The organism is Nocardia barduliensis, from assembly GCF_013315795.1.
Taxonomy (GTDB): Bacteria; Actinomycetota; Actinomycetes; order Mycobacteriales; family Mycobacteriaceae; genus Nocardia; species Nocardia barduliensis.
In genome coordinates this window covers 18,498-41,799 of sequence record NZ_JABLTE010000069.1, presented here as the reverse complement: position 1 = coordinate 41,799, position 23,302 = coordinate 18,498, and the positions used below count along the sequence as shown (strand labels likewise).

The following is a 23,302-nucleotide window of genomic DNA, read 5'->3' as shown; positions in this document are numbered from 1 at the left end:
CAACAACCCCGCCACCAGCACGAAGCACAGTGCCGCCGTGCCCAATGCCAGGAAGTACAGCCACTGGTCCTCGGCCAGTCCGGTCCAGACGGGAGCCATCGGCTTGGTCACCGTCAGGCCCATCGATCCGCCGGTGATCCAGTCGCATCGTTTCAGCAGCGGCACCGTGAAGATCGCGATGGCCAAGGTCACCAAGGCTAGATACAGGCCCCGCAAGCGCAGGGCCGGGATACCAACAGCCACCCCGAGCAGGAAGGTCAGCGCGGCCGCCAGCGGCAGAGCCGCGAAATACGGTGCCTCCCACCGACTCGTCGCCACTGCCGCCACATACGCGCCGACGCCGAAGAAGGCACCGTGGCCCAGCGAGATCTGCCCGGTGTAACCGACCAGCAGGTTCAGTCCGAGCAGCGCGATCGCGTAGACCAGCACCATCGACAACTGAAAGGTGTAGAACGGCGCCAGCTGAAACGGCGCCACGCAAGCCACGGCGAACAGTGCGGCCGACATCAGAAGGGTTCGGTGCCTTGTCACGAAAGCGGCGAGACTCGCACGTCCGGCGACCGGTGTCCCGGCCGGCTCGGCGGTTGGGAGAGGGTGCCGAATTCCAGTATCGCTCATACTCGTTGCACCGCCGCTGTACCGAAAAGTCCCTGCGGGCGTACCAGCAGGACGATGAGAATGACGAGCAGCGGCACCCCGATCTTGAGTTCGGTGCCGATCGCGTCGATGTAGGCGCCCGCCAGCGTTTCGGTGACACCGATGATCAGTCCCCCGACGACAGCGCCGACCGGGGAGTCGAACCCACCCAGCGTCGCCGCCGCGAAGGCGTAGATGAGCACACCGCCCATCATGTTGGGTTCGAGGAAAAGAATCGGCGCGGCGAGAATTCCCGATACCGCTCCGACCAGTGCGGCCAATCCCCAACCGAGCGCGAGCACCACGCCGACCCGGATACCGGCTGATCGTGCCGACTCCGCGTTCGCGGCCACCGCTCGCATCGCGAGCCCGATCTCGGTGAAACGGAACAGCACGAACAGCAGCGCCATCACCACCGCGACCACCGCGACCACGCCGAGACTCTGGTAGCTCGCGCTCACGCCGCCGGTACTGATCGCGCCGTCGGGAAACGGGCTGGGAAACGTCTGGAGCTCGAACGACCAGATCCAGCCCGCGGCGGCGTTGACGAAGAAGTACAGGCCGACTGTCACGATCACCAACGTCAATTCCGGCGCCTGTTCGACCGGCCGGATCACCAGCCGCTCGATGAGCATGCCGCCGACGAACGAGACCGCGAGGGCGGTGATCATAGCCAGCCACAACGGCATTCCGGTCTGACCGAATTGCCAGGCCAGAAAGGCCGAGAACATGGCGAGTTCACCTTGGGCGAAATTCGCCACACCGGTGAACCGATAGATGAGCACCAGCCCCAGCGCCAGGCTCGCGTAGATCGCGCCCGCGGTGAGACCGCCCAGAGTTTGTTCGAGTAATTGATTCATGCGTAGACCTGATATCCGAGGTAAGAGCGAGCGATCTGTTCGTCGGCATTGATCTGTGCCGGAGTGCCCGACAGCACCACCCGGCCCGTCTCGAGCACATGTGCCCGATCGGCGATGGCGAGCGCGAGGTGGGCATTCTGCTCGACCACCACCACTGTGGTGTTCTCCTCTTTGTTGATGGTGGCGATGATGCCGAACAACTCCTGAGTGACCAGAGGCGACAAACCGAGTGACGGCTCGTCGAGCAGCAGCAACCGCGGCCGCATCATCAGCGCGCGTCCGAGCGCGAGCATCTGCTGCTGGCCGCCGGAAAGTCCGCCGGCCTGCTGATGGAGTTTGTCCTTCAGGATCGGGAAATAGTCGAACACCCGCGCCAAGTCGGCGCGCACTGCGGCGCCGTCTCGTCGGGTGAACGCACCCAAACGCAGATTGTCGGCAACGCTGAGCGGGGCGAACGTGCCGCGCCCCTGTGGCACGTGCGCGACGCCGAGCCGCGCCACCGATTCCGGATTCCGCCTGCCCAGGACGACGCCGTCCAGCCGCACGCTGCCCGCGCGCGCACGCACCATCCCGCTCAACGTCCGCAGCAGCGTGGTTTTGCCCGCGCCGTTGGGTCCGAGGATGGCGCAAACGTCACCGCGCCCCACCGACAAACTCACTCCGTGCAAGATCTGCGCCGCACCGTAACCGGCGTACAGGTCATCGATGACGAGGAACTCGCTCATGCCGGCTTCCCCAGGTAGGCGGCGATCACCTCGGGGTGGCGCTGCACCTGCGCCGGAGTGCCTTCGGCGATCAACCGGCCGAAGTCCAGGCACACCACCCGATCACAGAGGCCCATCACGAACCCCATGTGGTGTTCGACCACGATCACCGTCAGTCCGAGTTCGGCGCGCACGTCGCGCACGAGTGCGGCGAACTCGGCGACCTCGCCGTGGCTGAGGCCGTTCACCGGCTCGTCCAGCATCAACAGCCGGGGACGGCAGGCCAGCGCTCTGGCCAGCTCGATGCGTTTGAGGGTGCCGAACGGCAGCCCGGCGGCCGGGCGGTCGGCTACCTCGGTCAGCTCCAGGCGGTCGAGCAACTGGCGCACGTCGGCGAGCAGCTCGCGTTCCTCGCGCCGGACCAGCGGCAGCCGAACCGCCGCCGCGACGAATCCCGCCTCGGCCCGGTGATGCGCGCCGACGAGTACGTTGTCGCGGACCGACATGTGCTCGAACAGGCCGAGATTCTGGAACGTTCTGGCGATACCGAGCCCGGCCAGCTCATCTGGACGCCGACGCAGCAGCGCGATACCGCGATAGGTGACGGTGCCCGAATCCGGTTTGCTTCGACCGGTCAGGCAGTTGAACAGGGTTGTCTTCCCGGCGCCGTTGGGACCGATCAGTCCGAGCATCTCCGACTCGCCGACGTCGAAGCTCACATCGTCCAGCGCGGTGACGCCACCGAACCGGACAGTCATGTTCCGTATTTCCAGCAAGTCTTCCTCCGGTCCCCGGCCGCGTCACGACCACGCGAGTTCGGGTTTCTGACGCCTGAATTCGCAGGTCAGGCCGCACATTGTGCGCACAGATCACACCAGAGGACCGACCGGGCCGGAAGGCTTCGTACGTAGCCGCGATAGCTCGAGTGGAAAATCCGGAATATCGGGTTTCGCGTGTGATGGATCGTGTAGAGGCCCCCGAAGTGGACCGGTCCGCTGTTGTCGGCTACCTGCGGGCGTTTTCGGGATCATGCCGTTATGGTCTGGCCCTCTGGCGTTCAGGCCCTGGTCAGAAGCGCAGAGTTGGATTGTGTTACGGGTAGCTGGAAATGGGCTGCCGGAGGGGTGGATGGGGCCCGACAATGGATATGCATGCTCGAGTAGCCGATCTGGAACGTGATCCGAACGAGCACAAGTACACGATGCGGATCAGCCGGTTGGCCATCGACAAGCTCGGAATCAAACTCTACGACCGGGTTTCGGCGGTGCTGGCCGAATTGATCGCGAATTCCTACGATGCCGACGCCACCCTCGTGGAGGTATCGCTGCCGTGGGGTGTGACGCTCGCGGGGACGGTTCGTGCCGCCGAGGAACCGCAATACGAGATCGTGGTCACCGACAACGGCCACGGCATGACCGCGGCGGAGGTCAACGAGCACTATCTGATGGTCGGGTCGGATCGCCGGATGCGGATGGGCTCGGATCTGTCCCGGGACCGGAAACGTCCGGTGATGGGCCGCAAAGGCATCGGAAAACTCGCCGCCTTCGGCATCTGCCGCACCATCGAGGTGATCACGGCGGGCGGCAGCCCGACCGAGGAGACCGAGCGAGGATGGCAGGTGTCGCACATCGTGATGGACCTGTACGACATGCTGTCGGACACCGAAAGCGATTACTACCCGAAGATCGGTGTGCGCGACGGCACTTTCGCGCCGCAGCGCGGTACCACGGTGATTCTGCGGGACTTCTTCCGCAAACGCGTCAATTCCGGCCCGGAACTGAACCGCCAACTGGCCGCGCGGTTCGGGATCGAGCGGCCGGATTGGCGGGTCGAGGTGCACAACAGCGCTGTCGAAGGCGCGGGAGAGAGCTTCATTCTCAGCGATCTTCCGATCGACGTGATGGAGGAAACCCGGATCGATGTGCGGCAGCGTCCCGTCCGCGTGGCCAACCAGTTCCTGCCGGTAGCGGGATGGGTGGCGTACTCCAAGCAGCCCTATCGGGACGAGGCAATGGCTGGTGTCCGGATCTACGCTCGCGGCAAGATCGTCGCGCAGAGCCGGGATTTCGGTATAGCGGCGGGTTTCACCGGCGAATTCAAATTGCGCTCGTACCTGGTCGGCGCCATCCACGTGGACTGGCTCGACGACGACGAGGATCTGGTCAGATCCGACCGGCAGGACATCATGTGGAGTTCGCCGCGCGGTGAGGCATTGGCCGTATGGGGGCGTGATCTCATCAAGGAGATCGGCCGGACGGGGGAGCGGTCGATCCGTCGGCGGGTGTGGGAAGAGTTCGTGGAGAAATCGCGGCTGCACGAGACCGTCGAGGCGATCGCGCCCGGGGACCGGATGTTTCGCGATGCGGTGATCGATGCCGCGCGCATCCTCGTCGCCCACAAGGACCGGGCCGCACTGGAGGACCCCGCTCACGTCGAGAGCATCGTCAGGCTGGCGCTGTCGCTGGGGCCGCAGCGCAGCCTGCTGGAAACGCTGAAGGAGATCGCCGAAGACGCCGACACGCGGCTGGACGTGGTCGTCGCCTTGTTCGAACGGGCGCGGGTGGCCGAGGTCTACTCGCTGGGCCAGATAGCCAGCGAACGGGTGGCGGTGGTGGACCGCCTGCGCAGCCTGATCGACGACAACCGGTCGCTGGAGAGGCCGTTCCAGGAGTTGATCGAGAGCGCGCCGTGGTTGCTGGCGCCGGAGTGGACGCCGCTGGGCATGAACGAATCCCTCAAGCGGGTACGGGCCAGTTTCGAACGCTGGTATACGCAGCAATTCGGTGTCACGCTGGTGACGACGACGATCGGCAGTGAGAAACGCGAACCGGACTTCGTCCTGCTGCACGATTCCGGTGAGCTGTGGATCGTCGAGATCAAGCGCATGGATTACCACCTCACCGACGAGGAGTACAACCGCGCGATCAACTACCTCTACGCCCTGGACACCTTCCTGAACGAGAATCCGCGCATCGGTACCCAATTCCCCCGCCGGAGGCTGACTTTCATCGTCGATCACATCGACAGACTGCGCCCTGCCTCACTGTCGTCACTGGACAGCGACACCCGCATCGACCGCCGCACTTGGCGCGAACTGCTGGACTCGACGCTACGCGCCCACCGCGACTTCCTCGAGCGCGTCTACACGATGCGCGGCGAAGAAGACGACACCGAGCGCAGCGGAGTACGGGCGGGCTGAGGCCGAGGGCGGCGCCACTGCGCGGGGCTTCACATCGCCGCGATGTGTCGCCGTCGACCGCGATGTGTGCCGAGTCGTCCGGCGCCGGTTCGGTCATGTCGTGGCGGGTGGTGGATCGCGCCTCTTCCGACCGGCGTGCGCCGATCCGCGCCACACCGAACAGCGGTGCTCGCCTTCCCGATGAGTCGCTGTGACCTGTCCCACGTCCCGTCACAACGGTCGGCCCCGGCTCGTCCAAGAGGCACAGGTACCACTGACCAGAAAGTTGTGTCATGACTTCGAAACCGGCGTTCAAACGGCTCGCCGCGGTTGCCGCTGTACTGGTCGGCGCATTCGCCGCCCTCGACGCTCCTGTTGCCTACGGACAGCCACTGACCTCGAACTACGAATCGCGGTACCTGTCCCGAGTGGAGGCGCGATACGTCGACACCGACCTCGCTCGTTTCCACTACACCCGAACCGGGAGCGGATCACCGGTGGTGCTCGTCGCGGGCGGCGGGCTGTGGGGATTCTCCTGGCGAGACGTGATCCCGGCACTGGCCGCCGAACACACCGTCTATGCCGTCGATCTGCCCAGCCAGGGATTCACCGAACTGCACCGCGGCGACTTCGCCTACGACCTGCCCGCGATGTCGCAGGCCATCGCCACCTTCCTCGACGCCGTCGGCCTACAGCGCACCGCCCTCGTCGGCCACTCGTGGGGCGGTGCTTGGAGCCTGTTCTTCGCCGAACAGCACCCCGACCGTGTGGAGCGTCTGGTCTTACTCGACTCGCCCGGACTCGACGCCGAAAAGGCGCCGGTCACACCCCTGTTCACCACACCGGTGCTGGGTGAGCTGGCCACCGACCTCACCACCCGCTCCGTCTACGCCGACAATATCCGCGGCACCTTCCACAACAAGCACCTGGTCACCGAAGAGGTGATCGATGAGCTCTACGCGCCGTTCTCCCGGCCGGCCAATCGCGCGGGTTTCCTGTCGCTGTGGCGCAACCTGGATTACCGCGTCACCGACGCGGGGCTCGCCCGGGTCACCGCACCCACACTCATCCTCTGGGGCGGCGCGGACGCCTGGTTGCCCGCGTCTCAAGCCGATGGACTGGCGGCGCGCATCCCGAACGCCACGGCCACCGTCCTGCCGAACTGCGGCCACACCGTCCATGAGGATTGCCCCGCGCAAACCAACCCCTTGCTGACCGCATTCCTCCGCTGAGTCCCGACGATCACCGGCAGGCGGGCGGCTCGCGATACCGATCAGCTCGATCAGAGCTCGGCACCGCGGTCGCTCGCTTGCCCCGTGGTTCACAGCAGGTGCCGCCAAGGGTGAACTGACGACGAGCGGAATCCGGCATGCCGCCATCGCACGAGGGCGAACGCCGGGAGAATCTCATAATCAAATCTCATAATCATTAGTTTTTGAGATAGCGGTAGACGGTCGCTCGGGAGACACCGAAACGGGTAGCGATGTCCTCGGTGTCATGGCCGTCGGCGTGCATCGAGCGCGCCTGTTCGATCTGCTCGCCGGTGAGCTTCGCGGGCCGTCCGCCGTTGCGGCCCCTGGCGCGTCCGGTCGGTCTGGGCTCGATGGGTTCGCCCAGCAGCGCCCGAGCGCCGTCCAGGATCAATTGCCTGAGCCGATCGACCGGTTCGTCGCGGAACAGGACGACGGGGTCGGCCAGGCCCGCGACCACCTGAGAGGCCCGTACCCGCTGCTCGATCCCGCTCCCGGGACCTGCCACCAGCTCGTTCGCCAAGGCGATCGCGGCTCGGAAACGGTCCGCCACCGGGGCTTGGACCAGCAGTGTCATATCTCTGACCAGCATGGTCAGGGTGTGCCGGTGGCGCAGGTGCACATCGACATAACCCTCGATCGCCCGCCACCGGACCTCTTCGGCGCTCGGTTCCGACTCGGCATCGGCCAGTACCGCATCCAGTTCGTCCAGCAGCGGCAGCGTGAGCTGGTGCAGGATCGAGTCCTTGGAGTCGAAGTGGTAGTAGAGGGCGGCTTTGGTGACGCCCACCTCGTCGGCGATGGCCTGCATGGAGGTGGCTCGGTAGCCGCGGGTGGCGAACAGGACGCGCGCGGCCGCGAGTATGCGCTCAGGTGTCATGCAATCACTTACCTACGGTCAAAAAATCCGCTACTGTGCTTACCGACAGTCAGTCTATGCCGCAGGGATGGCCCTTATGCGTACCAAAGTCTCGTTCGACGTCGCCGGTGTCCGATGTGCCGGACGCCTCTTTCTGCCCACCGGTTCCAGCCGAGTGCCGTGTGTGGTGCTCTGCCACGGTTTCAGTGGAACGATGGACCGGCTGTTCGACTATGCCGAGCGCTTCGCCGGCGCGGGCTTCGCGGCATTGGTGTTCGACTACCGTAGCTTCGGCGAGAGCGCCGGCGAACCGCGGCAGGTACCCGAGATCGCCGGTCAGCTCGCCGATCTTCGCGCCGCTGTCGAATTCGCCCGCGGTCACCCACGCATCGACGCCGACCGGGTTCTGCTGTGGGGCAACTCGCTCGGTGGGGCACACGCTGTCGCCGTCGCGGCCGACGACCCACGCATAGGTGCCGTCGTGGCACAGATCCCGTTCAACGGCTTTCCGAAGCGGGTCGAGGGGAGGAAGGTCCGGGACACCGTGAAGCTGCTCGGCGCGATCATCTGGGATCGGCTGCGCGGCGCGGCGGGCATGCGCCCGTACTACATCGCGATGGTCGGTCGGCCGGGGGAGCTCGCCGTGACCGCGACGCCGGAAGCGGAGCGTCACATTCAGACCCTCACCGGGGGTGGGGAAACTCTGTGGCGCAACGTCATTGCTCCCCGCGCGCTGCTGGCGATGATGCGCTACCGTCCTGCGGAGTCTGCTGCACGGTTGTCGTGCCCATTGCTGGTCTGCGCTGCCGCCGAGGATCGGGAGACGCCGGTGCAGACGAGTCGCGCGCTGGCCGACGCCGCGCCGCGCGGCGAGTTGCGGGTATATCCCGGCACCCACTTCTCCTTCTACACCGACCCGGCCTTGCGGGACTCCGTCGTTGCCGACCAGATCGACTTCTTCCGGCAGGTCCCGACCGGCGGCTGACAGTCCCGCGCCGGTACGCTATCGCCCCTTGCGGGAATCGGAAGCTACGCCACCCGCCGCGGTGTCGGATCAACCGGCTCTCCGCCGCATGAATGCGCCGATCACGCCGATTCGTCGGCGAACACGCAACCGTCGGGTGACGCGGTCTGCGTCGACGGCGCCGCATTTGTTCACGTCTGATGCCAACAGTCGTAGGCCAACAGGAGTTGGTATTCGACTCCGCCCCTTCTAGCTCGAATAACAACAAGCGTTTACCTCGAGGAGTTGTATGAAGAACCCCATCGCAGACGTGCTGATCGTCGGGGCGGGCCCGGTCGGGCTCGCCGCCGCGGTCGTGCTGGAACAGCTCGGTCGCGAGGTGGTGATCGTGGACCGGCAGGCCGAGGGAGCCAATACCTCTCGCGCGGCGGTGGTACATCCGCGCACCCTGGAAATACTGGAGCCGTACGGCGTGGTCCCCGCCCTGGTCGCCCGCGGTGTGCACACGCCGACGTTCACGATCCGCGACCGGGATCGGCTGCTGATGGCGGTGCCGTTCAGCGAACTGCCCACCGCGTACCCCTACACGCTGATGATCTCCCAGGCCGACACCGAGAAATTCCTGCTGGAGCGGCTCACCGAGCTCGGTGGGAAGGTGACCCGCCCGGCCACGGTCACCGGGATAACGCAGGAACCGGACTCGGTGACCGCCACTCTGGCGGAAGGCGAACCGATCCGCGCTCGCTATCTGCTGGCGGCGGACGGTATGCACAGTCTGGCGCGGGAACAGTCCGGGATCGGCTTCACCGGTGGCAGCTACGCCGAATCGTTCACCCTCGCCGATGTCCGCCTCACCGGTGGCGTGCCCACCGACGAGGTCATCCTGTACTTTTCACCGGCTGGGCTCGTAGTGGTCGCGCCGCTGCCCGACAGTAGGTACCGGATCGTTGCCACCGTCGATTCGGCACCGCACGACCCCGATATCGCGTTCGTGCAGGGGTTGCTGGACGAACGCGGCCCGCAGGCTTGCCCGGCCGTGGTCGAGGAGGTGGTGTGGGGTTCGCGCTTCCGAGTCCATCACCGCATCGCCGACGCCTTCCGTCACGGCCGGGTCCTGCTGGCCGGTGACGCGGGCCATGTGCACTCACCGGCAGGTGGTCAAGGTATGAACCTCGGTATCGAGGACGCCGTCACGGCCGCGACGACCCTGTCCCGAGTCCTTTCCGGCGAACCGGAAAGCCTGCTCGACGAATACGCCGACGCCCGCCGCCGCACTGCCGCGGCTGTGGTCTCCATCGCCAGCAGGCTCACCGACCTCGCCACCGCATCGGCACGCGTCCGGCCGATGCGCAACACCGCCATGGCGCTGGCGGGCAAGGCTCCGGCAGTGCGCAACCGGCTGGCCTTGCGACTGTCCGGGCTCGACCGCCGCTGAACTCCAGAACCACGCGAGAACGGAAAACCCTGTGAAGATCGTCAATGACCACCTGGCCGTCAAGGCGCGCCTCAGCACGCCAACCGACAACGGATTCTTGCTGCTGGCTGTCGAAACAGGCGGCTGGGCCGGGCCGTTCCCCCTGCCTGCCCGATCGCGACGCCGCGCCTCGGCCCAGCTCGGTACGCTCTGCGCGCGGCTGGCCCGCCGAGACGATGTCCTCGAGGCGACAGCGTTCCGGGCGGCACTGCGGCCTCCCGGCGAGGGCGGCGAACTGCTGCGCCGGGCCGGAGTTCGTCCCGCCCGCTACGACATCGTCGTACTCGTCCGCACCCGCACCGTCGCCGGCCTCGACGCGGTCCGCGCCGACCCGGCATGGCAGGAACTTGTGGCGCTGCTGACCGGCAACGCCCGGCACGTACACCAGATCGCGACGAGCAGTCCGGCCCGGATCGCCGATGTGTCCCACGATCCGGGTAACTGGTTCCTGTTCAACTTCTTCCACTGCTCGAACCGCGACACTGTCTACGACATCTGGGAATACACCGCGGGCTGGTTCCAGCGCGCAACCGCACTGCCGGACTCGGTTCCGATGCGTCCACTGTCCGGCGAACCGGACGATTACACGCTCATCAACCACGCAGGCTGGCCCACCCTGCGCGCCTTCCTGCCCAGCCTGCTGTTCCGGCCGAGCTTCCGCACCTTCGTCCTTGCCAACTTCGCCGCCAACGATATCGCCGCCCAGCCGATCATCTACCGGCTGATCAACGCAACAGCGACCGCCGCGAACGTGGAAAGTTGAGGTGTACGCGATACGGCAGTACGTCCTGCTAGGACCAGTTTTGTCCGAGCGCCGATGAGTTCCGAACGTGTAGGAGGTCTACCCGAGTATGAGGAAACTGATCTACGGGTTCAGCGTGTCCCTGGACGGCTACATCAACGACCGTGACGGCAGCATCGACTGGACCAGCCCGGACGAGGAGCTGCACCAGTTCCACAACGACCGCTACCGCCAGCTCGAGGTCTCGCTGCACGGCCGTCGCCTCTACGAGCTGATGGCCGAGTACTGGCCGCACGTGCCCGAGAACGCCCCGCGCATCGAGCGGGAGTTCGCCAGGCTCTGGACGGAGAAGCCGAAGGTCGTCTTCTCCCGCACGCTCACCGATGTCCACTGGAACAGCACCCTGATCAGCGAAAATGCGGTCGAGGAGGTCCGCAGGCTGAAGGCTGAGGGCGATGGGGTCATGGAGGTCGGTGGGGCGAGCCTCGCGGCCTCGCTGATCCCCCACGGGCTCATCGATGAGTACCAGCTGTTCCTCGCGCCCGTGGCGCTCGGCGGCGGCACACCGATGTTCCCATTGCTGGACAAGCGCATCCAGCTCCGACTGGTCGAGACGAGGCACTTCAACACTGCGGTGATGCTGCGCTATCTCGCCGACTGAGGATCCGTGCAACCGCAGCAATCCTCCACCACTCCCGAGGCCACCACGATGCATCCCGAGGAAGCGGCGGCGGGGTTGGGACGCGTCAAGGAGGCGCTGGGCGCCGGATATGACACAGCCGCTGGCTCGGGACCACCGACTCCGGCCGCGACAGCCGCTCTTGCGCACACCCTGTCGTCGCTGAGGCCGGTGACCGACACGCATGGCCAGGACCCGGGTGGTTGTCCGCGGCGCGGATAGCGTGGGCCGGGCGTAGCCGAACAGCCTTCAATCGGGAGGTCAGTGGTGTCTGTGGTGGTCCGGGGGATCGGATGGATAGCGCTGTATGTGGCGGTGGCGGTGGTGCCGCTGGTATTCGCCGTGGTCGGACCGGTCGACGGCGGCCGCGGATTCTGGGTGGAATTCTCCGTGGCGCTGGGATTCGTGGGTATGTCGATGCTCGGCGCGCAGTTCGCGCTGGTCGCTCGGTTCCGAGCCGTCGCGGCGCCTTTCGGTGAGGACGCTCTGGTGCAGTTCCACCGTCAGGTCTCCTACGTGGCGCTGGCCTTCATCCTCGCCCACCCGCTCCTGCTGCAGATCGGGGGGATCGACATCGTGGCGCTGCTGAACCTCGCCGAGGCGCCGTGGCGGGCCCGCTGCGCGGTCGCGTCCACGGTCCTGCTGTTGATCGTGGTGGCGACCTCCGTGTGGCGGCGACGGCTGCGGATCCGCTACGAGGTGTGGCAGGTGCTGCACGGCGCACTGTCGGTGGCGGTAGTGGGCCTGGCGTTGGCGCATATGCTGCTGGTCGGCTACTACCTGGACGCGACCTGGAAGGTCGGGTTGTGGCTGGCGATGACCCTCGCGCTGGTCGGGCTGCTGGTGTGGGTGCGGGTCGTCGCACCGATCCGGCGGCTGCGGCGACCGTGGCGCATCGAGCAGAACACCGCCGAACACGGCGACGCCCGCACCTTGAGCCTCACCCCGGACGGACACGAGGGAATGCGTTTCGCGCCGGGACAGTTCGGGTGGCTGACCGTCGACCGGTCCGCGTTCGCGATCACCGCGCACCCGTTCTCGTTCTCCTCCAGCGCCGAAGACCACGACCGAGTCCAGATCACCATCAAAGCGCTCGGTGATTTCACCTCCACCATCGGCGACATCCCCCCGGGCACCCGCGCCTTCCTCGACGGCCCCCACGGCGTTTTCACCCCCGACCGCCACGAAGGCCCCGGTTTCGTCCTGATCGCAGGCGGTGTCGGCATCACCCCCATGATTTCGATCCTGCGCACCATGGCCGACCGCGGCGACCGACGCCCCTTCCTGCTGATCTACGCGGTCCGGACCGTGAGCGAGCAGACCTTCGACGACGAGATCGCCAGAGCGGCCGAACGGCTGGACCTCACCGTCGTCCTGGTTCCGCAGGACCCGCCACCGGGATGGGACGGCGAGATCGGGTTCGTCGACCGGGCACTGATCCAGCGCCACCTCGCCGACCGGTACCGGCACCGGCAGTACTTCATCTGTGGACCCGCACCCATGGTCACCGCGGTCGAGGACGCCCTCGCCGCGCTGGACATACCGGCCGACCGCGTCCACACCGAACGTTTCACCTTCGTCTGACCCCGGAGCAACGAATATGCGACACACCTACACCACCCGCGCCGTATGGGTGATCACTGTCGTCCTGCTGGCCGCCTGCACCTGGTTCGCGCTGGCCCTGGCCTGAACGCTGTACGCCGCGGCCTCGGAGAGTCAGTGTCGCCCGGTAGGTCCGTCCATCCGTGGAGAATCCGGACCACCGCCGCGACCACTGTCGTGATCACCTTCGGTGCCGGATCTCTCACCAGCCCTATTTCCGATTCGGCGCGGTTTGACCATGCGCCGGCCGGCCGGGCCATCCTCACCAGCTCGTTTCCGCCGCATGGCGTCGAGGTGGACGACACTTCCACCAGGCTCGGCGCTGCCCGGATCATCCTGCGGAGCGGGGTGCCGCGTCGCGCCGGGGTCGACCGGCCACCACCCTGTCTCCCGCTGCAGTTCCGATCGCATGACGGGCTTGGTCGGTGCGGCATCATAGACGGAGCCGAATTCTGAACGCCAAGTCTTGTGGGGACGCTCGCCGGCCTCTTCCGTCACGCGCCGCGGGCGACGCGGTAGTCGGGTGACTTTCGACATGCCGTCTCCCGCCCCGGGGGGCTCGGTAGCCTTCATTCCTTCTTCCAGCTTCCTGCGCACCGTTCCAGCGCGTCGAACCTCTTGTCGCCGGGCGCTGGCAAGAATTCCTGTCCCGGCACTTCCTGCGCCGATATCAAGCTAGCAGCCGTCGCGCGCTACTACGTCCCTCGGCGCCCCCACCGCTGGTACGCCGAGTTGATGTCTGCTCCTATTTCTGATCGGGCCGCTCACGTCCGTATTCTCCCTCAATGGGTAACCGCTGACCACCGGAGCCATGCCCGCGCCGCCGCGAGACTCGGTGAGGCCTCATCGTCCCGCAAACCCCCGGTCGGGTGAAGTCTCGTAATGGGTCGGCGGAGATCGTGGCCGACTCACCAGTCAGGACGCGTCAATGGCGAAGGCAAACACTTTTTGCCGCACACCAAATCGCGCGCCAAGCTGTCATAGGAGACCAATGCGCGGCCGAGCTGCTGGCGGTTCCTACCTTCCGGGCCGTCGAGTACGAACCGATTGAACGAAATCGTGTACAGGTGGGCCATACGGCCGAGGACCGCTCCCAGACCCTCGTGATGCTCCACCGCTCCGGCATCCGGTTGCCCGAGAACTTTGCACGCTTCGAGGTCGATGGCGAGCATATGCCGCTGCGCATCCTCCCAGGCACTGGCGAATGGCTCGGCGTTGCCGCCCGCCGTGGACAACACAGGGCCCTTCTGCCCCGGGGTCCACGTCAGCTCGACATCGTCCCAGTCCGGCTGCACCGTAGCCATACGTCGATGTGCCTCGACCAGACCCGCGAGCGGCTCGAGCATCCCGCCACCGAAAGCACCGGCAGCGTCCAGCCCCGACTCGGCCGTTCGCGCGAACACCGTTATCACGATCCTGCTATCCGGCAACGGCCCGAACCCGTTGTCCACCGAGTCCCCCTTCCGGCACCGATCATGGACAGCAAACGTGATGTCCGGTGTCGGACCCGTAGCCATTCACGATCGAATAGGTTTGCACCGCAGCTATTTCCATCCCCGGCGTGTGACTCTACTGCCTATCGAGTCTGTGCACAGCGAATCGCGGCGTGGTTCGTGCGGCGCCGGCAGCGGGGGACAGGATGCCTGAACCCGCCTCGCGCCGAGAAGCGGATGCAATCAGTTCGAGGATGTTCGAGCCGTGTCTTGACGTACACACACAGCCGCGCCACTATCGAAATAGAGACAGATCTGTCTCGATTTTGGCTGGAGGTGAGTGCATGGTTGCGCAGGCCCTGGACGCGAAGGGAACCGTCGAGATCGTCGAACGGTTGGCACAGGCGAAGAGCCGACCGAAGGACTACGAGGTCCGGCCGCACGGGCTCGATGGTGAGACGCTGTGATCATCGGCGCTCGCCGGCCGAGCAGTACAACGATGCGCGCGGCCCGGCACGAGCAATGGGGATCGCCACTCGAGATCGGCGAGGTCGCGCGGCCGGAGCCTGCCGCCGGGGAAGTCCGCATCGCCGTGCAGGCGACCAGCGTGAATCCGATCGACATGCACACCGGTCGTCATGCAGGCTATGAGCAGTCCATGCGCTTGCCGTGCATTCCGGGATGGGACGTCGCCGGTGTGGTGGATGCGGTGGGGTATGGAGTAACCCGCTATACCGTGGGCGAGCGCCTCTACGGTCTGGCCTGGTTTCCCTATCCCGCGGGCACGTACGCCGAATACATGACCGTTCCCGCGTATCACTTGGTGCCGATGCCGCGCTCGGCGTCGTTCGCGGAGGCGGCGTGCTTGCCGATGGCCGCGCTGACGGCGTGGCAGATGCTCGATGCCGTCGAGGCACGTGCCGGTCGGCACATTCTGGTCAGCGGAGCTTCCGGCGGCGTGGGCCACCTGGCGGTGCAATTGGCGGTCGCGCGCGGCGCCACGGTCACCGCCCTGGCGCGTCCCGGTCACCATCCCGCACTGCACAACTTGGGTGCGCACACCTGCGTTGACTACACCGATCCGGAGGCTGTCACGGCGGTCGGCAAGGTGGACGCGGTGCTCGATCTGGTGGGGCACGGATTCGGTGCCTCGCTGTTCGACCGCGTGACGCCCGGCGGCACGATCGCGCTGGCGACCGCATGGTCGATCAAGGGATACCGGGCCGCCGCGGAAGAGCGGGGTATCCGCGCGGCCTCATGCTTGGTGGAACCCGACCCCGTGGCACTCACGGCGATCGCGGAGCTGGTCGATTCCGGCGCGGTTCGCGTCGTTGTCGGCGCCGAGTTCGACCTCTCCCATGCCGCCGATGCCCAGCGATGGGTCGAGGACCGGCGCGGCTTCGGCAAGGCCGCGATCGTGGTGAACACGCAGGACCGCACATGAGCGAAAAGCCCAAGCAGCTACGCGGTATCGCGGTGCGCGACAAGATCGTTGGCATCGCGACCGAACTCTTCTACGACAACGGTGTGCGCGCGATCGGTGTCGATGAGGTCGTGCGACGAGCGGGAATGGCGAAAGCGAGCCTGTATCGATGGTTCCCTACCAAAGACGACCTCGTTCTCGCTGTGCTGCAGCGACGCGACGACGATTTCTGGGCCAGGTGGGACGAGACCGCCGCGCGCTATACCGACGCTCGGGCAGAACTCGATGCTCAGCTCACCTGGATCCAGAAGCTGGCCACACGTGAGGGCTACCGCGGCTGCGCTTTCGTCAACACAGCCGCGGAATTCAGCAGTGAGCAATCGGATCGAATCCGGCAGCGTTGCGCCGAGCACGAACACGAGCTCGCGCGACGACTACGCACGCTGACAGCACGGCTCGGCGTCAGCGACAGCGACCGACTCGCCGATCACCTCCATCTCGCTATCGTCGGCACCTTCGCAGTCGGCGGAATCTACCTGAAAGGTGGACCGGCCTTCCGGCTCCGAGCATTGGCCGAGGACCTGATAAGGCAATCGACCGCGGAAGCAGTGTGATCAACCCGTCGCTGATCCGCCACCACAACGGGTCACCAGGACGCCAGCCCAGCGCCACCAGTACGGCCTTGTCGACCACGCGGCTGGAGCCGCGCTAGCGGATCAGAGCTCGGCGACCAGGCCCGCCGCGGCTTCGATCGCCGCGGCCTCGTGCTCGAGGAGAACGTCGCCACCCTGCGTCGAGACGATCGGCGTGTACGGGTCGTCCACGAATTCCTCACCGAGCAGCTCGCGCAGCACCGCGAGCCCGCAGAACGGAACATAGTGCGGGCTGTAGCCACCTTCTTGCACGAAGGCGATACGGCCCGCGCAAGTTTCGTCCGCGATTTCCAGCATCCGGCGGGTCAGGTGCCGGAAGCCGGCGCTGGTAACCATCTGCCGAGCCAGCGGATCGAGGATGCTCGCGTCGAAGCCCGACGCCACGAGGATCAGTTCGGGCGCGAAGGCGCGCAGCGCCGGCTCCACCACCCGGTCGATCGCATGCGAATACGCGGCGTCACCGCTGCCCGGCGGAAGCGGCACATTGAGCGCGTAGCCGTATCCGTCTCCCGCGCCACGCTCCTCCCGGTAACCGGAGTCCGGCGGGAAACAGAGGTGCTGGTGGATCGAGATGGTCAGCACCGAGGGATCCTCGTACCAGATGTCCTGGGTGCCGTTGCCGTGGTGGACGTCCCAGTCGACTACGGCGATGCGCCGCACACCGAGAACGTCTTTCGCGTAGGCGGCGGCGATGGAGACGTTGTTGAAGAGACAGAAGCCCATGCCGGTGGCACGGGTCGCGTGGTGCCCCGGCGGATTGACCAGCGCGTAACCATTGTCGACGGTCCCGTCGAGCACTTGGTGGACGAGCGCGATCGCGCCGCCCGCCGAAAGCGCGGCGATCTCGTAGCCGCCCCTGCCGAAGGACGAGACGCCGTCGCCGGCGTCTCCGCCTTTCGGTTGCAGGCTCTCGGCCTTGATCCGCTCCAGATGTTGCGCCGTGTGCACCCGCAGTATGTCGGCCTCGGTGGCGGGCACCGCTTCGATCGGACGCAACTTCTCCAACAGGCCGGACACCGCGACCAATTCGTGGAATCGTCGTTTGGTATCGGGGTGCGCGAGGTGGTGGCCGATCGGCTGGAGACCGACCGTGACGTCGGATGGGAACAGGCTTCCGCTCCCCGTGTCGGCCCACCCGTAGAGGGTGTTCCACACGTATCCAGTTGTCATGGTGACTCCTTGCAGTCGGCGGACTGCCACACCGTCCGCTCGTTCCGATCTTGGTCTCGAGGGTGACCGGGCTCATTACAAGCACAGCAGCGACCACTCCGCAACCGGGGAGATCACCACCGGTGGCGGCGCCGATAAGCTTTCGGCTGGCGGGGAGGCCAGCGATCGCCGTTACCGCCTGCGGTGGCGGCAGCGACGCCACGGGGCGACGCGACTTCACGCTGCCGCCGCCCGCCGTCGATCGTTACCGACACGCCCGCACGCGCGGGTGGCTCGGCGAGCAGCGGCTGACGCCGGGTGTGCCGGGAGGTGGGGATACTGAACAGTCAAACCACCCAGAGATGGACATGACCAATTCGCGTAGCGCAGCTCGGAAAAACGAGAAACCCGCGCCGTAGCGCGGGTTTCCGGTTCGTCAACTCTCAGATGGCGCGGACACTCTGAGCCTGCGGACCCTTCTGGCCCTGCCCGATCTCGAACTCGACACGCTGCCCCTCATCGAGGGACTTGAACCCGGAGCCGGAAATCTCGGAGTAGTGGACGAAAACGTCGGGACCGCCACCGTCTTGCGCGATGAACCCGAAGCCCTTTTCGCCGTTAAACCACTTCACACTGCCTTGCGTCATGTACTTTGTGAACTTCCTGTAGTAAGCCGAGCGATCACTTCAACAGCCCGTGCTCACCGTCAAGCATGCCACACCCTCAGCTCCCCCTCAGCACGGCTACCGCCTCCAGCGCTACGGACCTGACATCGCTCCAGGCCGACACATACCCACCGCCCGGCCGCTTTTGGCGAGTCGGCGGCAGGCTCGGCAGTCCACCTCACTCGACCAGTTCGTGAACAGGGCTGTCGGCCTGCACGCCGTCGAAGGTGCGCTACTCCTCCCAGTGATAGAAGACCCGGCCCCAGGCGCCGGTCTCGGAATCGATGTCGGCGTAATAACTTTCCGCAGCGGCTTTGGTGTGCAGCGGCCACCAGGTCCCTGGGGCGCCGGCGCGGCAGAACGTGGGCTCGAAGTTCTCTGGATGTCCGAAGGTGATCGGATCGTAGTCGTCGAACCAGATTTCGCCGATCTCGCGCGCCAGTAGCCGGATGGCGGCGGGCACCGGCACGGGCCAGGTGCCGATCACTTCTACTCCGGCCCGACTGCGTGATCGGGGGCAGTGCGGCGCGTGGGTGGGTGCTGCCGGTCGCGGTGTCGGGTTGAGTTTCCATCAGGGGGAGCCTGCAGGGTTGTGGGCATGGACGACGAGAACCTCTTCACGATCGGGGCGGTGGCTGCGCGGACCGGTCTTTCGGTGAAGACGATCCGGTTCTACTCCGATAAGGGGATCGTTCCGGCGACCTGTCACAGCCCGGCCGGCTACCGCCTGTACGACATGGACGCCTTGGCCCGACTGGAACTGGTCCGGACGCTGCGTGAGCTGGATATCGATCTGGCCACGGTCCGTCGTGTGCTGGCTCGTGAGACCTCGCTGGCCGAAGTCGCCACAGCACACGCAGCGGCCCTCGACGTGCAGATCCGGGCGCTGCGCCTGCGGCGTGCGGTGTTGACGGCGGTCGCGAACCGGGAATCGAACCCTCAGGAGATGGATCTGATGCACAAACTGGTGAACCTGTCCGACGCCGAACGGCGCCGCTTCATCCACGATTTCATCGACGACACCTTCGGTGGGGTCGACGCCAATCCGGCCATGGTGGAACTGCTGCGTTCGAGCCTGCCGGAACTACCCGAAGACGCCACCCCCGAGCAGGTCGAGGCGTGGATGGAACTGGTGGAGTTGGTGCAAGACACCGACTTCCGCGCGTCGGTCCGGCGGATGGCCGAGTATCAGGCGGCCCAACGCGCCGACGGAGACTCCACCGGCCTGCATCACGACCTGACCGAGACCGTGCGTGTGGATGTCGGCCGAGCGCTGGCCGCGGGGCTCGCACCAGACTCCGAGCAGGGCGGCGATATCGTCGCCACGATCACCGCACGCTACGCCGTGACTTTCGGCAGGGCCGATGACAACCAGTTGAAGCGGTGGATCCTTGAACGGCTCGAGGTCGCCAACGATCCCCGCGTCACGCGGTATTGGCAGTTGGTAGCCATTATCAACGGCTGGCCCCCGCTCCCGGATCTGGAACCGGTGTTCACCTGGTTCGGCCATGCATTGCGCACCGATCTCGACAACCGGCACTGAATTCCGCTGCGTCACACCCGAGGTTGAGATGGTGTCGAAACTGCCGAGCAAGAACTGCTGAACACTGACCGAACATGCCGGCCACAGGTCCGGGACCGATGCAGCATCTGCTGGTCACAGCACGCATTGACGACAACAGCCTGCGGGAGGACTTGCGCGAGTTCGTGGTCGAGCACCTCGGCACCCACGACGCGATCTTGGTGGCCGACGGAACCGGTGACCTCGAGAAGGATCACACACCGTCCGGGTGCAACGCCAACACCGGCACGGCCGATCGATTGGCCGCGTCCGCGCCGCTGCTCTCTGCTCGACACTGCCGAGGCGGGCGCGGCAGCCGCTGTCGGTCGGCAACTTTCGGGTTTTCCGAGAATCCGGACACGGTCTGTTCAATACCGGGCGGCCTTCAATTCTTTCGCCCCTATGCCCCCCAAATCCGAAGGATGACGAGAATTGTCCGCCGCAATCGCGCGGCGACAAGTCACGATTCATGTACTCTAAATGAGCTGCGCGAGAACGTGTTCGTAGAAATCGCCATGCTCCCGCATGATGAGAGTAACTCCACCGAACGGATGCGCCGGCGCTCATATTCGATGCTGTGCATTAAGGATGAAACGATGGCGTCATACGATCGAGCCCGCCGAGTTCTGATGGCCGCTGGAATCGCAGTTGTATTGACAGGATCCTCAGTAGCCTTGGCCCCCGCCGCCAATGCCGGAGACGGGTGCTTCGTTCAAGCAGCGAGCGACAACCGAGCGTACGCTCAATGCTCGCATACGACCAAGCAGTACCGCGCTGGTGCCGCCTGCATTCTGTGGGGTCTGCCGGCGGGGACAGCCTACGGGCAATGGGTCCGCAACAACCAAGTATCAGTTGCTGATTGCAGCTACCCTCGCCGTATTCTGTGGGAGCCCACACGCAAGTTCGTCATTTTTTACGAAAAGCGATGAAGGTCGACCTGGCGAACCCGACAGTGCCAGGAATCGCAACGGGCGAACCTCATCGACTTCCTCATGCCACCAGCGCGCGGGGTTGTTTGAACCAGGGGCCGCCCCAATCCGCGTCCAGAACTCGTAACTCCTTCAAGTCGATGTCGAACACCAGCACCGCCCGCCACGGTTACCCGCACGAGCTACGCCGTCGGGTTCGAGTTGTGTGATCGCCGCAGGGAGGTTGCTGCGCCGGTGCTTACCGGAGTGCGGCCGCGATGGTGTCGACCCGATTGGTCCATATCAGGCCGGTGAATCCGGCGGGGATGCGGCCGAGGGCTTCGGGAGTGTCGAAGCCCTCGGAGAAGCCGCCGGATCCGGCGACCAGCACGATCCGGGCGTCCGCGTCGGCCATGCGTTCGGCGAATCGTTGCGGCCAGCCCCACAGCCAGGGCGCGTAGCCTTCCGGGATGTGCAGCTGGGTGTGGCGGCAGGCGCCGGGGGCCGCGCCGGTCCATCCCATGGCCTCGTACCGGCCCAGGCAGTCGATCATGATCCGCTTGGACATGACGCGCATGTCCGGCAAGCGCTCGTGGACGGCCGCGATCGGCTCGTCCCCGCCGTAGACGGTGAGCCGGTCGGGTTTTTCAGCGGCGAGCCGTTCGGCCAGGGCCGCGCCCTCGGCGGGGTCGTTGCTCTTGATATGGATCAGCAGCGACTGGGTGGGGAAGGCGGCGAGCACCTCGTCGAGCGTGGGCATGAGACCGACGCCCTTCCCACGAAACGGGTAGGTTTTGCCGCCGTCGGCGGTATAGCCGTACCCGATATCGAGTTGCCGCAGCTCGTCCATGGTGTGGTCGCGGGTGGTGCCGGTGCCGTCGGTGCGGCAGTCGAGCGTCCAGTCGTGGAAGACCGCGAACTCGCCGTCGGCGGTCCAGTGGACGTCGAACTCGACCTGATCCGCGCCCGCGTCGAAGGCGGCCTCGATCCCGGCGATGGTGTTTTCCAGATAGTCGTGCACGGGCGGATTGATACGCGCGGCGGTGCAGGTGTCGGCATCGACGCCGTCCATGGCGAAGGTCTGCGCCATTCCGCGATGTGCGAGGACCAGCGGCCTGCCCGCGGCCTCGGCTGCGAGCAGCGTTGTGTTGTTGGCGAACAGGAACCCGGCCAGCAACGCGATGACTATGACGGGCATCCAGTAGCGCTTCTTCTTCCAGCGCCGCTGTGGGGCGGCGAGCGAAACACTCTCGGGCTCGGGCATGCGGGGTATCCTTGCACGTTTGCGACGCAACCGGCGAGTACGGATCGAACGCCGATTATGGTGTGCGCCTCGGCTTTACGGGTCATCGGAATGAACCGGCCCGGGGTGGGAGCCGACCGGGTTCCACGTCGATACCCGCAGCTGAACGGCGGCTATCGCCCGGAAGACGGTGCTGACCGGGCCCACCCGACTGCAGCAGGTAGCGAAGCTCTCGCGGTGGGCGGGGACGGCGCCTGCGTGCCGGTGGCTGTGCACGGTGGCCGCGGCCCCGGAGAGGCAGGCCCGGTCCGCTCGGTGCTCATCGCTCGGTCTACCCGAGCGCACCAACCGCGACGCGGGCGGCCTCGGCGACGAGAGGGTTGTCGGCTTCGGCGTTCTGCTCGAATTTCGTGGACAACACGGCGATGACGAGGGGGGCGCGTCCGGGCGGCCAAGCGATCGCGACGTCGAGCGCGCCGCCGTAAGCGGGGCTGCCGGTCTTGTCGCCGACGGTCCAGTCGTCGGGCAGCGCGGCACGAATGCGTGCGTCCCCCGTCTTGGCGGCGACCAGCCACGATTTCAACTGCGCTCGCTCGGGTTCGGCGAGAATGTCGCCGAGGACGAGGTTGCGGTAGTCGGTGGCGAGGGCGGCGGCTGTGGTGGTGTCCCGCTCGTCGCCGGGAATGGCGGTGTTCAACTCGGGCTCCCAGCGGTCCAGGCGGGAGGTGGTGTCGCCGATGGACCGCAGGAACGCGGTGAAGCTTTCCGGGCCGCCGAGAAGCTTCAGCAGCTGGTTGCCCGCGGTGTTGTCGGACAGGGTGATCGTCGCATCGCACAGCTCGGCGACGGTCATGCCGGTATCGACGTGTTTCTCGGTCACCGGCGAGTTGGCGACGAGTTCGGACCGGGAGTAGTGGATCACCTGATCGAAGTAACCCGTTGCCAGAGGATGGTCGCGCAAGAGGGCCCCGCACGCGAGACCTTTGAACGTGGAGGCGATCGGGAATCTCTCTCCGTCTCGATGGACGACGGTGCGGCCGGTGCCGGTGTCGATCGCATACACACCCAGCCGTGCGGAGTGTGTCGTCTCCATCTCGGCGAACGACGGGACCGTGGCGGCGGGTGTGGTGTTCGAGGCCGTCGGCGCATCGGCGCCGGACCCGCACGCGGCGGTGGCGAGGGACAGCGCGGACACCGCCACAGCGGCGAAAAGCCGGCGACGACCGAGCGGGGCACGGTGAGCAAAGTCGGAAAAAGTCACTGCCGCACCCCATCATCGACGCCGCCGCCGACGCCAATATCCGGCCCCGGCGCGGGCG

At 66.1% G+C, this 23,302-nt stretch carries 23 protein-coding genes; 12 read left to right on the top strand and 11 right to left on the bottom strand.

Translation table 11 applies throughout. The features are described 5' to 3' along the window. The 4 genes from HOV91_RS25890 to HOV91_RS25875 all read right to left on the bottom strand — a co-directional run. The coding region (locus tag HOV91_RS25890; protein ID WP_217441151.1) for a branched-chain amino acid ABC transporter permease at positions 1 to 507 on the bottom strand (507 nt) is incomplete at its 3' end. Positions 508 to 614: 107 nt separating this feature from the next. Then, the gene (locus HOV91_RS25885) at positions 615 to 1,496 is read right to left on the bottom strand and encodes a branched-chain amino acid ABC transporter permease (protein ID WP_174188002.1); all 882 of its coding nucleotides are present in this window, start codon (positions 1,494 to 1,496) and stop codon (positions 615 to 617) included. After that, positions 1,493 to 2,221: an ABC transporter ATP-binding protein gene (locus tag HOV91_RS25880; RefSeq protein WP_174188001.1), complete on the bottom strand. Its 729-nt coding sequence runs from the start codon at positions 2,219 to 2,221 to the stop codon at positions 1,493 to 1,495. The genes HOV91_RS25885 and HOV91_RS25880 overlap by 4 nt, the downstream gene beginning before the upstream one ends. After that, a complete protein-coding gene (locus HOV91_RS25875; protein WP_174188000.1) occupies positions 2,218 to 2,958 on the bottom strand; it encodes an ABC transporter ATP-binding protein in 741 nt (246 codons plus the stop codon). The genes HOV91_RS25880 and HOV91_RS25875 overlap by 4 nt, the downstream gene beginning before the upstream one ends. 383 nt (positions 2,959 to 3,341) lie before the next feature. Here HOV91_RS25875 and HOV91_RS25870 point away from each other — a divergent pair, with 383 nt between their 5' ends. Continuing rightward, positions 3,342 to 5,399, top strand: coding sequence for an ATP-binding protein (locus HOV91_RS25870; protein ID WP_217441150.1), 2,058 nt, complete (start codon positions 3,342 to 3,344; stop codon positions 5,397 to 5,399). A gap of 272 nt (positions 5,400 to 5,671) precedes the next feature. Next, positions 5,672 to 6,610: an alpha/beta fold hydrolase gene (locus HOV91_RS25865; protein ID WP_174187999.1), complete on the top strand. Its 939-nt coding sequence runs from the start codon at positions 5,672 to 5,674 to the stop codon at positions 6,608 to 6,610. Positions 6,611 to 6,806: 196 nt separating this feature from the next. Here HOV91_RS25865 and HOV91_RS40560 read toward each other — a convergent pair whose 3' ends face one another. Further along, positions 6,807 to 7,508 carry a TetR family transcriptional regulator gene (locus HOV91_RS40560; RefSeq protein WP_174187998.1) on the bottom strand — a complete coding sequence of 234 codons (702 nt, stop codon included), beginning with the start codon at positions 7,506 to 7,508 and terminating at the stop codon, positions 6,807 to 6,809. 76 nt (positions 7,509 to 7,584) lie between these two features. Between HOV91_RS40560 and HOV91_RS25855 the strand changes: the two genes are divergently transcribed. The 5 genes from HOV91_RS25855 (at position 7,585) to HOV91_RS25835 (ending at position 12,930) form a co-directional block, all read left to right on the top strand. Next, positions 7,585 to 8,472 carry an alpha/beta hydrolase gene (locus tag HOV91_RS25855; protein WP_174187997.1) on the top strand — a complete coding sequence of 296 codons (888 nt, stop codon included), beginning with the start codon at positions 7,585 to 7,587 and terminating at the stop codon, positions 8,470 to 8,472. A 268-nt stretch (positions 8,473 to 8,740) separates the two neighbouring features. Further along, a complete protein-coding gene (locus tag HOV91_RS25850; protein ID WP_174187996.1) occupies positions 8,741 to 9,886 on the top strand; it encodes an FAD-dependent oxidoreductase in 1,146 nt (381 codons plus the stop codon). Between the two features lie 31 nt (positions 9,887 to 9,917). Beyond that, positions 9,918 to 10,688 carry a hypothetical protein gene (locus HOV91_RS25845; RefSeq protein WP_174187995.1) on the top strand — a complete coding sequence of 257 codons (771 nt, stop codon included), beginning with the start codon at positions 9,918 to 9,920 and terminating at the stop codon, positions 10,686 to 10,688. A gap of 88 nt (positions 10,689 to 10,776) precedes the next feature. Then, positions 10,777 to 11,328 (top strand): dihydrofolate reductase family protein, encoded by a 552-nt coding sequence (locus HOV91_RS25840; protein WP_174187994.1) that lies wholly within the window; start codon positions 10,777 to 10,779, stop codon positions 11,326 to 11,328. Between the two features lie 285 nt (positions 11,329 to 11,613). Continuing rightward, positions 11,614 to 12,930, top strand: a complete 1,317-nt coding sequence (locus HOV91_RS25835; protein ID WP_217441149.1) for a ferredoxin reductase family protein — start codon at positions 11,614 to 11,616, stop codon at positions 12,928 to 12,930. A 926-nt stretch (positions 12,931 to 13,856) separates the two neighbouring features. Here the strand turns inward: HOV91_RS25835 and HOV91_RS25830 are convergent. Further along, the gene (locus tag HOV91_RS25830) at positions 13,857 to 14,399 is read right to left on the bottom strand and encodes a hypothetical protein (protein ID WP_174187992.1); all 543 of its coding nucleotides are present in this window, start codon (positions 14,397 to 14,399) and stop codon (positions 13,857 to 13,859) included. Positions 14,400 to 14,725: 326 nt separating this feature from the next. On the opposite strand from HOV91_RS25830, the gene HOV91_RS40555 reads away from it, so the two are divergent. The 3 genes from HOV91_RS40555 to HOV91_RS25820 are packed head-to-tail and all read left to right on the top strand — an operon-like array spanning position 14,726 to position 16,418. Further along, positions 14,726 to 14,848 carry a hypothetical protein gene (locus HOV91_RS40555; RefSeq protein ID WP_281370949.1) on the top strand — a complete coding sequence of 41 codons (123 nt, stop codon included), beginning with the start codon at positions 14,726 to 14,728 and terminating at the stop codon, positions 14,846 to 14,848. Positions 14,849 to 14,880: 32 nt separating this feature from the next. Beyond that, positions 14,881 to 15,825: an NADP-dependent oxidoreductase gene (locus HOV91_RS25825; protein WP_217441148.1), complete on the top strand. Its 945-nt coding sequence runs from the start codon at positions 14,881 to 14,883 to the stop codon at positions 15,823 to 15,825. After that, positions 15,822 to 16,418: a TetR/AcrR family transcriptional regulator gene (locus HOV91_RS25820; RefSeq protein WP_174187990.1), complete on the top strand. Its 597-nt coding sequence runs from the start codon at positions 15,822 to 15,824 to the stop codon at positions 16,416 to 16,418. The genes HOV91_RS25825 and HOV91_RS25820 overlap by 4 nt, the downstream gene beginning before the upstream one ends. 102 nt (positions 16,419 to 16,520) lie before the next feature. Here HOV91_RS25820 and HOV91_RS25815 read toward each other — a convergent pair whose 3' ends face one another. The 3 genes from HOV91_RS25815 to HOV91_RS25805 form a co-directional block, all read right to left on the bottom strand. Next, complete coding sequence (locus tag HOV91_RS25815) at positions 16,521 to 17,627, bottom strand: class II histone deacetylase (RefSeq protein ID WP_174187989.1); 1,107 nt, start codon at positions 17,625 to 17,627, stop codon at positions 16,521 to 16,523. Between the two features lie 422 nt (positions 17,628 to 18,049). Next, positions 18,050 to 18,253, bottom strand: coding sequence for a cold-shock protein (locus HOV91_RS25810; protein ID WP_040871014.1), 204 nt, complete (start codon positions 18,251 to 18,253; stop codon positions 18,050 to 18,052). A 250-nt stretch (positions 18,254 to 18,503) separates the two neighbouring features. Further along, the gene (locus HOV91_RS25805; protein ID WP_174187988.1) at positions 18,504 to 18,758 is read right to left on the bottom strand and encodes a hypothetical protein; all 255 of its coding nucleotides are present in this window, start codon (positions 18,756 to 18,758) and stop codon (positions 18,504 to 18,506) included. 111 nt (positions 18,759 to 18,869) lie between these two features. On the opposite strand from HOV91_RS25805, the gene HOV91_RS25800 reads away from it, so the two are divergent. After that, positions 18,870 to 19,814 carry a MerR family transcriptional regulator gene (locus HOV91_RS25800; RefSeq protein ID WP_174187987.1) on the top strand — a complete coding sequence of 315 codons (945 nt, stop codon included), beginning with the start codon at positions 18,870 to 18,872 and terminating at the stop codon, positions 19,812 to 19,814. 98 nt (positions 19,815 to 19,912) lie between these two features. Then, positions 19,913 to 20,761: a hypothetical protein gene (locus HOV91_RS25795; RefSeq protein ID WP_174187986.1), complete on the top strand. Its 849-nt coding sequence runs from the start codon at positions 19,913 to 19,915 to the stop codon at positions 20,759 to 20,761. A gap of 238 nt (positions 20,762 to 20,999) precedes the next feature. Here the strand turns inward: HOV91_RS25795 and HOV91_RS25790 are convergent, their stop codons facing one another. Further along, complete coding sequence (locus HOV91_RS25790; RefSeq protein ID WP_174187985.1) at positions 21,000 to 22,004, bottom strand: glycerophosphodiester phosphodiesterase family protein; 1,005 nt, start codon at positions 22,002 to 22,004, stop codon at positions 21,000 to 21,002. A gap of 310 nt (positions 22,005 to 22,314) precedes the next feature. Further along, positions 22,315 to 23,244, bottom strand: coding sequence for a class A beta-lactamase (bla, locus tag HOV91_RS25785; RefSeq protein ID WP_174187984.1), 930 nt, complete (start codon positions 23,242 to 23,244; stop codon positions 22,315 to 22,317). Positions 23,245 to 23,302 lie beyond the last annotated feature (58 nt).

Bases quoted from the DNA above. Each gene is read 5' to 3' on its own strand.
- HOV91_RS40555 (WP_281370949.1), top strand. From the start codon at position 14,726: ATGGTTGCGCAGGCCCTGGACGCGAAGGGAACCGTCGAGATCGTCGAA.
- HOV91_RS25855 (WP_174187997.1), top strand. From the start codon at position 7,585: ATGCGTACCAAAGTCTCGTTCGACGTCGCCGGTGTCCGATGTGCCGGA.
- HOV91_RS25790 (WP_174187985.1), bottom strand. From the start codon at position 22,004: ATGCCCGAGCCCGAGAGTGTTTCGCTCGCCGCCCCACAGCGGCGCTGG.
- HOV91_RS25815 (WP_174187989.1), bottom strand. From the start codon at position 17,627: ATGACAACTGGATACGTGTGGAACACCCTCTACGGGTGGGCCGACACG.
- HOV91_RS25865 (WP_174187999.1), top strand. From the start codon at position 5,672: ATGACTTCGAAACCGGCGTTCAAACGGCTCGCCGCGGTTGCCGCTGTA.
- HOV91_RS25795 (WP_174187986.1), top strand. From the start codon at position 19,913: ATGCAGCATCTGCTGGTCACAGCACGCATTGACGACAACAGCCTGCGG.
- HOV91_RS25840 (WP_174187994.1), top strand. From the start codon at position 10,777: ATGAGGAAACTGATCTACGGGTTCAGCGTGTCCCTGGACGGCTACATC.
- HOV91_RS25885 (WP_174188002.1), bottom strand. From the start codon at position 1,496: ATGAATCAATTACTCGAACAAACTCTGGGCGGTCTCACCGCGGGCGCG.
- HOV91_RS25800 (WP_174187987.1), top strand. From the start codon at position 18,870: ATGGACGACGAGAACCTCTTCACGATCGGGGCGGTGGCTGCGCGGACC.
- HOV91_RS25810 (WP_040871014.1), bottom strand. From the start codon at position 18,253: ATGACGCAAGGCAGTGTGAAGTGGTTTAACGGCGAAAAGGGCTTCGGG.
- HOV91_RS25870 (WP_217441150.1), top strand. From the start codon at position 3,342: ATGGATATGCATGCTCGAGTAGCCGATCTGGAACGTGATCCGAACGAG.
- HOV91_RS25825 (WP_217441148.1), top strand. From the start codon at position 14,881: ATGCGCGCGGCCCGGCACGAGCAATGGGGATCGCCACTCGAGATCGGC.
- HOV91_RS25820 (WP_174187990.1), top strand. From the start codon at position 15,822: ATGAGCGAAAAGCCCAAGCAGCTACGCGGTATCGCGGTGCGCGACAAG.
- HOV91_RS40560 (WP_174187998.1), bottom strand. From the start codon at position 7,508: ATGACACCTGAGCGCATACTCGCGGCCGCGCGCGTCCTGTTCGCCACC.
- HOV91_RS25880 (WP_174188001.1), bottom strand. From the start codon at position 2,221: ATGAGCGAGTTCCTCGTCATCGATGACCTGTACGCCGGTTACGGTGCG.
- HOV91_RS25850 (WP_174187996.1), top strand. From the start codon at position 8,741: ATGAAGAACCCCATCGCAGACGTGCTGATCGTCGGGGCGGGCCCGGTC.
- HOV91_RS25875 (WP_174188000.1), bottom strand. From the start codon at position 2,958: ATGACTGTCCGGTTCGGTGGCGTCACCGCGCTGGACGATGTGAGCTTC.